Genomic DNA, 9,274 nt, shown 5'->3' with positions numbered 1-9,274 from the left:
GCTGATGCTGATGCTGATGCTGATGCTGATGCTGATGCTGATGCTGATGCTGATGCTGATGCTGATGCTGATGCTGATGCTGAGGTTCAGGACGACCTACCAGAGGAGACGCCGGCCGATGAGCCCGCTGCTGACGAGAAGGCCTAAGCCCGTGACCCCCCTCGACGGTGTCGACGTCGTGCTCGCCGACCTGGACGGCGTCGTCTACGCCGGACCGAATGCGATCCCGCATGCGGTGGAATCGTTGAACCTCGCCGCGAGACACGTGCGGGTCGGCTACATCACGAACAACGCCTCACGGACCGACGCCTCGGTCGCGCAACACCTCACGGACCTCGGTCTCACCGTGGCACCCGCCGAGGTCGTGACGAGTCCCCAGGCCGCCGTGCGGCTCCTGGCGGGCCTCGTACCTGCCGGCTCCACCATCCTGGTCGTCGGCGGCGCCGGCCTCGTCGACGAGGTGGAGAAGGGCGGCTTCGTCGTCACCCGATCCGCCGAGGACTCGCCGGCCGCCGTGATCCAGGGCTTCGCCCCTGAGGTCGGATGGTCACACCTCGCGGAGGCGGCCTTCGCACTGCAGGCCCCGCGAGCGGACGGGACCGAACTGCCGTGGGTCGCCACGAACACGGACTGGACCATTCCCCAGGCCCGCGGTATCGCACCCGGTAACGGAACGCTCGTCTCGGCCGTCCACACCGCCATCGGACGACTCGCCACGGTCGCCGGCAAGCCCGAGGTGCCGATCTTCGACGAGGCGAAGGTGCGCTTCAGCGCGTCCAAGCCGCTGTTCATCGGCGACCGGCTCGACACGGACATCCTCGGGGCGAACCGCGCCGGCATCGCCTCCGCGCTCGTCCTCACCGGGATCGATCGGGCCAAGCACGTCCTCGCGGCCGATCAGCACTCCCGACCGACGTTCATCCTCGAGGACCTGCGGCAGCTGCACGAGCCGTACCCCGCCACGACGATGTCCAGGGACGGCAAGGCGGCGACAGTCGGTGCGGCGACGGTCCGTATCCGCGGCAACGACGTCGTCGTGGAATCGAGCGGTCCGTCGAAGATCGATCTGCTCCGTGCCGCGTGCGCGGCGATCTGGGCCTCCGGCCGGGCGATCTACGGGCTCAACGTCCCGGAGCACCTCTACGCGGAATGAACGCGCTGCCGGCCGCTGCCGGCCGTGTTCGCCCTCAGCGCTCCCTCCCTCCGCCGGAGGTGACGGCGGGTAGGGTTGCCCTGTGACGAATGAACCGGAGGACCCGAGCAACAGCCTCCTGTCCCGCGTCCACCGCATCGACGAGCAGCCGCTCGGGGAGCGTGCCGCCGCCTACGGCGAACTCGTCGACGAACTCCGGGCAACGCTCGAAGGGAGCGACTCGCCGAGGACCTCGGCCTAACGCATGCAGAACCTACCCGAACCGCCCACAGTGCCGGACACCGCGGAGGATGACCGCTCGCCGGTCCGCCTCGACGCCGCCCTCGCCGCCCGTGGGCTCGCCCGGTCCCGAACCCATGCAGCCCAACTCGTCGCCGACGGGCTGGTCACTGTGGACGGACGCACCATCGTCAAAGCAGCGCACCGGGTCCGAGCCGACGCGAAGCTCACCGTCGCCGCGACCGACCACTACGTGAGCCGGGCCGCGCACAAACTCCTCGCCGCGCTGGACGCCTTCCCCGTGTCCGTCGAGGACGCCCTGGTCCTCGACGCCGGGGCCTCGACCGGAGGGTTCACCCAGGTCCTCCTCGAGCGTGGCGCCCGACGGGTGGTCGCGCTGGATGTCGGCCACGACCAGCTCGTCCCGCAGCTGCGCGAGGACGCGCGGGTGCAAGTCGTCGAGGGCTGCAACGTCCGGTTCCTCACCCCTGAACAGTTCCGAGAGTTCACCGGCGACGACGAGCGACCGTCCGTCGTGGTCGGTGACCTCTCCTTCATCTCCCTCACGCAGGTGCTTCCGGCTCTCGCGGGCGTGGCGGCGACCCCCGCCGAGCTCGTCCTCCTCGTCAAGCCACAGTTCGAGGTCGGGCGTGGAGGGGTCCGGGAAGGCGTCGTCACCGACGCCGCGCTCCGGGCGGACGCCGTCGCCGGCGTGCTCTGGGCGGCCTGGGACCTCGGACTGGGCACGGCCGGGCTGATCCCGTCGCCCATCGTCGGCACCCACGGCAACCACGAGTACGTCGTGTGGATATCGGCTGAGCACGGCCGCAATCCGACAGAATGGATGCAGCAGATCACCTCGATGGCTGGAGCGTAACCCGATGCCACACCCCACCGATCCGACCGTCGCGGCGAGGAACATCCTGGTCGTCGCGCACACGGGCCGTGACGACTCACGCGACGCCGCGGTCCTCGTCTCCCGACTGCTGCTGGACGCCGGCGTCCGCCCGGTGCTGAGCGCCCTGGAGCGCGCCGACCTCATCGCCGTCGACCCGGAACTCTCGGTCGTCTCCGTCCTCCACGACGAGGTCGGACTCGGCGACATCGAGCTGGCCATCGTGCTCGGCGGCGACGGCACGATCCTGCGCGCGGCCGAGGTCACGCGCGGCTCGGCCGCACCGCTGCTCGGCGTGAACCTCGGGCACATCGGGTTCCTCGCGGAGAGCGAACGCGACGACCTCACCGAGACGGTCGAGCGGGTCGTCCGACGCGACTACTTCGTCGAGGAACGGATGACGCTCTCGGTGCGGGTGAAGGTCGGGGCCGAGGTCGTCTACGAGACGTGGGCACTGAACGAGGCCACGGTCGAGAAGGCGAGCCGGGAGCGCATGCTCGAGGTCGTCATCGAGGTCGACCAGCGTCCGCTCTCGTCGTTCGGTTGCGACGGCGTGGTCATCTCGACACCCACCGGCTCCACCGCATACAACTTCTCCGCAGGCGGGCCCGTCGTGTGGCCGTCAGTGGAGGCCATCACCCTCGTCCCGCTCAGCGCGCACGCGCTGTTCGCCAAGCCGCTCGTCGTCGGCCCGGAGTCCGCTCTCGCCGTGGAGGTGCTGGAGCGCACGGACGGGCTCGGTGTCCTCTGGTGTGACGGACGGCGTGCCCGCGACCTGCAGCCAGGCGCCCGAGTCGTGGTCCGACGCTCGTCGGTGCCGGTGCGTCTGGCACGTCTGCACGAGAGCACCTTCACCGACCGCCTCGTCAACAAGTTCCGGCTGCCGGTCACCGGCTGGCGTGGCCCCATCGGTCGGGAGGAGCCCATGACCGGCACGATCCACCTGCCGGGTCCGACGACCACCGGCCACGACGACGATCAGGACGGCACTGCATGATCGAAGAGATCGAGATCCGCGACCTCGGGGTCATCGCCTCGGGCACCCTTCCGCTCGGACCCGGCTTCACGGCTGTCACCGGTGAGACGGGCGCCGGCAAGACCATGGTGGTCACCGCACTCGGCCTCCTCCTCGGACAGCGCTCGGACAGCGGCGTCGTCCGTGCCGGTCAGAAGCAGACGAGTGTGCAAGGACGCTGGCTGGTGCCGGCGGACGGCGCCGTCGCCGATCGCGTCCGCGAAGCCGGGGGAGACCTGGACGAGGCGGGCGAGGCGGCGGAGCTGTTGCTCGGACGAATCGTGACCGCCGAGGGACGCGGTCGCGCGATCGTCGGTGGGCGCACAGCACCCATCGGGATCCTGTCCGAGCTCGGCGAGCAGCTCGTCGTGGTGCACGGACAGTCCGATCAGATCCGCCTGCGGGCTGCGCCCGCCCAGCGGGACGCCCTCGACCGGTTCGCCGGCGAACCGCTCCACCAGGCGTTGGCCGACTACCAGGAGCGGTATCGCCGACTCATCGAACTGCGGACCGAGCTCAAGACCCTCACCGGGGAACGCGACACCCGCCTGCTCGAAGCCGAACAGCTGCGCGCCGCGCTGGCGGAGATCGAACAGGCGGACCCGCAGCCCGGTGAGGACGCAGAGCTCTCCGAGCGCGCGGACCGACTCACGAACCTCGAGGAACTCCGGCTCTCGGCGGCTGGAGCACGAGAACTCGTCTCCGCCGAAGCAGGCGAGGAGAGCGACGTCGTCGGACTCCTCGAAGGCGCCCGGCGGCAGCTGGACCGCGCTGCGGTCCACGACCCTGCCCTCGGCGCGATCGCCGCGAGCGTGGCGAACGCGAGCTACCTGGCTGCCGAGATCGCCGCTGAGCTCTCCAGCTACCTGGCCGGACTCGACGAGGACGGCGCCCGCGAGCTCGAGGTCGTGCAGGAACGCCGCGCGACCCTCGCGACGCTGGCCCGGAAGTACGGCCCGACGGCCGACGACGTCCTGCAGCTCCTCGAGACCGGGAGTACCCGTCTCCTGGAGCTCGACGGTGACTCCGACCGCATCACGGAGTTGGAGGGTGAAGTCGAGCGCCTCGTCGGCGAGGTCGACGCCGCCGCCGCGGCACTGAGCGCGGTCCGGGTCGAGGCAGCGGCACGCCTCGGAGCGGCAGCCAGCACTGAACTGCGTTCGCTCGCCATGGCCGAGGCCGAGTTGGTCGTCGAGGTCACCGACCGCGACGACCTCACGGTGCACGGTAAAGACGCGATCGCCTTCCTCCTGCGGCCCCATGCCGGGGCGGAACCGCGCCCGCTGGGGAAGGGCGCTTCGGGCGGAGAGCTCTCACGGGTGATGCTGGCCCTCGAGGTCGTCATCGCCGGAGCCGACCCCGTCCCGACCTTCGTGTTCGACGAGGTCGACGCCGGTGTCGGCGGTGCTGCGGCGATCGAGATCGGTCGCCGTCTCGCGGCCCTCGCCGAACGCTCGCAGGTCATCGTCGTCACCCACCTCGCCCAGGTCGCGGCCTTCGCCAACAACCACCTGAGCGTGGTGAAGGGCGGCGACGGGTCCGTCACGGCCTCGAGCGTCCGTCAGCTCCTCGGTGCGGAACGCGAAGCGGAGATGGCGCGGCTGCTCTCGGGCCTCGCGGAATCGGACAGCGGCCTCGCCCACGCCCGCGAACTGCTCGCCCTCGCCGCCTCGTGACGATGGTCCTGTGCAGGAATCGACACGGAAGCCCGAACTGGATGGTAGGATAAAAGCCCGTGGTGAATACTTCTGAAGCGGGCAACCTGAACTCCTCGACCGACGACATCGTCCCGGGCTCCAACGGTACGACCAAGCACATCTTCGTGACTGGTGGTGTCGTTTCTTCGTTGGGCAAGGGGCTCACTGCCGCCAGCCTCGGCAACCTGCTGACCGCACGCGGGCTCCGGGTCGTCATGCAGAAGCTCGACCCCTATCTCAACGTCGACCCCGGCACGATGAACCCGTTCCAGCACGGCGAGGTCTTCGTGACCGACGACGGCGCCGAGACCGATCTCGACATCGGCCACTACGAGCGCTTCCTCGACATCGAGCTGAGCCAGGCGGCGAACGTCACGACGGGGCAGATCTACTCGACCGTCATCGCCAAGGAGCGCCGCGGCGAGTACCTCGGCGACACCGTGCAGGTCATCCCGCACATCACCGACGAGATCAAGCGTCGGATGCGCCTCCAGGCGTCCGAGACGCCGCAGCCCGACGTGATCATCACGGAGATCGGTGGCACGGTCGGCGACATCGAGTCTCAGCCGTTCATCGAGTCGGCCCGGCAGATCCGTCACGAGCTCGGCCGGAACAACGTGTTCTTCGTGCACGTGTCCCTCGTCCCGTACATGGGCGCCTCGGGGGAGCAGAAGACGAAGCCGACGCAGCACTCGGTCGCGGCCCTGCGCTCCATCGGCATCCAGCCCGACGCCCTCGTGCTCCGCAGCGACCGCCCCGTGACGGAGAGCAACAAGCGCAAGATCGCGCTCATGTGCGACGTCGACGAGGACGCCGTCGTCAACGCGGTGGACGTGCCGAGCATCTACGACATCCCCACCATGCTGAACGACCAGGGCCTGGACGCGTACATCGCGGACCGGCTCGGGCTCGTCACCAACGACGTCGACTGGAGCGGCTGGGCGGACCTCCTCGAGGCCGTGCACCACCCGAAGCACGCGGTCACGATCGGCCTCGTCGGCAAGTACATCGACCTCCCCGACGCCTACCTCTCGGTCACCGAGGCGCTCAAGGCCGGTGGGTTCGCTCACGACACCAAGGTCAGCATCCGGTGGATCCCGTCCGACGACTGCGAGACCGTCGAGGGAGCGATCAAGGCACTCGCCGACGTCGACGGCATCTGCGTCCCCGGCGGCTTCGGTATCCGCGGGATCGAGGGCAAGCTCGGCGCCCTGAAGTTCGCCCGTGAGAACGGGATCCCGGTGCTCGGCCTCTGCCTCGGCCTGCAGTGCATGGTCATCGAATACGCCCGCAACATCGTCGGACTCGAGGGCGCGAGCTCCTCGGAGTTCGACCCCGACACGCAGTTCCCGGTCATCGCGACGATGGCCGAGCAGGTCGAGATCATCGCCGGCGGCGACCTCGGCGGGACCATGCGGCTCGGCCTCTACGCGGCGAAGCTCGACGAGGGCTCGATCGTCGCCGAACTCTACGGATCGAACGAGGTGTCGGAGCGCCACCGTCACCGCTACGAGGTGAACAACGGGTACCGCCAGCAGATCGCGGACGCCGGGCTGCAGTTCTCCGGCCTCTCGCCCGACGGCACGCTCGTCGAGTACGTCGAGCTGCCGCGCGAGGTGCACCCGTTCTACGTCGCGACGCAGGCCCACCCCGAACTCCGTTCGCGTCCGAACCACGCCCACCCGCTGTTCGCCGGCCTCGTCGGTGCCTCGCTCGAGCGCCAGCAGGCGAGCCGACTGTTCGACGTCGCCAATGGTTGAGTCGAACGACACCGTCGGAGCGTTGCGCGACGAGGCCTACCCGGTCGACGTCGTCTCCTCGGAGCGCGCCTTCGAGGGCAAGGTCTGGGACATCCGCCGCGAGACGTTCCGGTACGGCGACGGCGAGGTCGTCCGTGAGTTCGTCGACCACACCGGAGCGGTTGCCGTGCTCGCGCTCGACGCCGAGGACCGGGTGTTGCTCATCCAGCAGTACCGCCACCCGATCGGCGAGCGCGACTGGGAGCTCCCGGCCGGGCTACTCGACATCGCGGGGGAGGACCCTGCGGTTGCCGCCGGTCGTGAGCTCGAGGAGGAGGCCGATCTCGTCGCCGGCTCGCTGCAGCTCCTGACGGAGTTCTACTCGACCCCCGGTGGCAGTAACGAGTCGATCCGCATCTATCTCGCGCGCGACCTGACCGCGACCACCGAGGCGTTCGACCGTGCCGAGGAGGAAGCGGACATCCGCATCGAGTGGGTGCCGCTCGACGATGCGGTGGCGGCAGTGCTCGACGGCCGGCTCCACAATTCGATCCTCATGATCGGTGTCCTGACCGCTGCTGCTGCTCGCGATCGCGGGTGGTCGACGCTGCGCGACAGCGGCGACGCCACGATCGGACCGGGCGGAGCCTGAGGCGTGGCGCTCGATCGCGCGGTCGCCGACTACCTGCGGCACATCGCGATCGAGCGCGGCCTGTCGGCCAACACGCAGGCCGCCTACCGGCGGGATCTCGAGGGATACCTGGCCTGGCTCGGCGCGCACGGCGTCGATGAGGCGGCCGCCGTCACCGCCGCGCAGGTGTCGGAGTACACCGCGTCGCTCCGGACGCCCGAGGGACAGCCGGTCCGCGCGTCCTCGCTCGCCAGGGTCCTGTCCTCCATCCGCGGGCTCCACCGGTTCCTCCTCGACGAGCAGCTCGTCGAGGTCGACGTTGCGCGGGAGGTGCGCCCTCCGAAGCTCCCCGGGCGCCTGCCGAAGGCGATCACGATCGACCAGGTCCGGGCCCTGCTCGAGACCACGGACGGCGATGACCTGCTCGGCGTCCGCGACAAGGCGCTCCTCGAGCTGCTCTATGCGACGGGCGCCCGCGTCTCGGAGGCGGTCGGTCTCAACGTCGACGACGTGATCGACACCGACATCGTCCGGTTGCTCGGCAAGGGTGGCAAGCAACGGATCGTGCCGCTCGGGAGCTTCGCCCGCGAGGCGGTCGACCGCTACCTGGTCCGGGTCCGTCCCGTCTTCTCCGCCCTCGGTCGTTCCACGCCGGCGCTCTTCCTCGGGCAGCGCGGCGCACGCCTGTCCCGGCAGAGCGCCTGGCTCATCCTGCAACGGGCGGCCGAGCGTGCCGGACTCGAGGCGCACATCTCGCCGCACACGCTGCGGCACTCCTTCGCCACCCACCTGTTGCAGGGCGGGGCTGACGTCAGGGTCGTGCAGGAACTCCTCGGTCACTCCTCCGTCGCGACCACGCAGCTGTACACCCTGGTGACGGTCGACAACCTCCGCGACGTGTACACGCAGTCGCATCCGCGGGCCAGATGGACCGCGGGCGGAGCGGCACCCCGGGCCTGAGCCGCGGCCCGGTAGACTCGTCACTCGAACGACAGCAAGCGGGAGCGAGGCAACACCGGTGGCCGGTACGAAGCACACGAGCGCAGTGCAGCACGCTGCGCGCAAGACCGCCGCCGAAGCGAACCCGAACGGCCCAACCGGCCGCCCGCGTCGCGACTTCGCGGTCCCGCCGACCCTGGCCCAGCACGGCCCGGCGCGCATCATCTCGCTCTGCAACCAGAAGGGCGGGGTCGGGAAGACGACGACCACCATCAGCCTCTCGGCCGCACTGGCCGAGTACGGCCGTCGCGTCCTCGTCGTCGACTTCGACCCGCAGGGCGCCCTGTCCGCTGGGCTCGGTATCTCGACGCACGATTCGAACACCGTGTACGACCTGCTGCTCGGCACCGTGAAGGACCCCGCGGAGGTCATCCAGCACACCGCCATCGACGGTCTCGACGTCCTCCCCGCGAACATCGACCTCTCCGCCGCCGAGGTCCACCTCGTCAACGAGGTCGCGCGCGAGACGATCCTCGCGCGGGTGCTGCGGAAGGTCTCCGACGACTACGACGTCATCCTGATCGACTGCCAGCCGTCGCTCGGCCTGCTCACCGTCAACGCCCTGACCGCGAGCCACGGGGTGCTCATCCCGCTCGAGTGCGAGTTCTTCGCCCTGCGCGGCGTCGCGCTGCTGATCGAGACGATCGACAAGGTCCGCGACCGCCTCAACCCGGCGATCGAGCTCGACGGCATCCTCGCGACCATGTACGACTCCCGGACGCTGCATTCGCGCGAGGTGCTCGAGCGGGTCGTCGACGCGTTCGACGACAAGGTGCTCGAGACGGTCATCGGCCGGACCGTGAAGTTCCCGGACGCGAGCGTCGCCGGAACCCCGATCACCGAGTTCGCACCGGAGCACGCGGCGGCGAAGGCCTACCGTCAGCTGGCGAGAGAGCTCATCTCCCGTGGCGCGATCGCCTGATCCC

Annotated in this window: 9 protein-coding genes; all 9 read left to right on the top strand. The window is 69.8% G+C overall.

What is annotated here, in order from left to right:
• The first annotated feature begins 118 nt into the window (after positions 1–118).
• Positions 119–1,153 (top strand): HAD-IIA family hydrolase, encoded by a 1,035-nt coding sequence (locus tag ITJ57_RS12195; RefSeq protein ID WP_194670218.1) that lies wholly within the window; start codon positions 119–121, stop codon positions 1,151–1,153.
• Between the two features lie 82 nt (positions 1,154–1,235).
• Positions 1,236–1,394, top strand: a complete 159-nt coding sequence (locus ITJ57_RS12190) for a hypothetical protein (protein ID WP_164488330.1) — start codon at positions 1,236–1,238, stop codon at positions 1,392–1,394.
• A 3-nt stretch (positions 1,395–1,397) separates the two neighbouring features.
• Positions 1,398–2,249, top strand: coding sequence for a TlyA family RNA methyltransferase (locus tag ITJ57_RS12185; RefSeq protein WP_194670217.1), 852 nt, complete (start codon positions 1,398–1,400; stop codon positions 2,247–2,249).
• 4 nt (positions 2,250–2,253) lie between these two features.
• On the top strand, positions 2,254–3,264 hold the full coding sequence (locus ITJ57_RS12180) for an NAD kinase (protein ID WP_194670216.1): 1,011 nt from the start codon (positions 2,254–2,256) through the stop codon (positions 3,262–3,264).
• A complete protein-coding gene (recN, locus tag ITJ57_RS12175; protein WP_194670215.1) occupies positions 3,261–4,958 on the top strand; it encodes a DNA repair protein RecN in 1,698 nt (565 codons plus the stop codon). The genes ITJ57_RS12180 and recN overlap by 4 nt, the downstream gene beginning before the upstream one ends.
• An 86-nt stretch (positions 4,959–5,044) precedes the next feature.
• Positions 5,045–6,739 (top strand): CTP synthase, encoded by a 1,695-nt coding sequence (locus ITJ57_RS12170; protein ID WP_228507220.1) that lies wholly within the window; start codon positions 5,045–5,047, stop codon positions 6,737–6,739.
• A complete protein-coding gene (locus tag ITJ57_RS12165) occupies positions 6,732–7,370 on the top strand; it encodes an NUDIX hydrolase (RefSeq protein ID WP_194670214.1) in 639 nt (212 codons plus the stop codon). Before ITJ57_RS12170 ends, ITJ57_RS12165 begins: the two co-directional genes overlap by 8 nt.
• A 3-nt stretch (positions 7,371–7,373) precedes the next feature.
• Positions 7,374–8,309, top strand: coding sequence for a site-specific tyrosine recombinase XerD (gene xerD, locus ITJ57_RS12160; protein WP_194670213.1), 936 nt, complete (start codon positions 7,374–7,376; stop codon positions 8,307–8,309).
• Between the two features lie 85 nt (positions 8,310–8,394).
• Positions 8,395–9,270 carry a ParA family protein gene (locus tag ITJ57_RS12155; RefSeq protein WP_194670409.1) on the top strand — a complete coding sequence of 292 codons (876 nt, stop codon included), beginning with the start codon at positions 8,395–8,397 and terminating at the stop codon, positions 9,268–9,270.
• The last annotated feature ends 4 nt before the right edge of the window (positions 9,271–9,274 follow it).

This window comes from Plantibacter sp. VKM Ac-2880, from assembly GCF_015351235.1.
Lineage (GTDB): Bacteria > Actinomycetota > Actinomycetes > Actinomycetales > Microbacteriaceae > Plantibacter.
The sequence above is the reverse complement of the archived record's forward strand: the minus strand, read 5'-3'. Positions and strand labels throughout refer to the sequence as shown.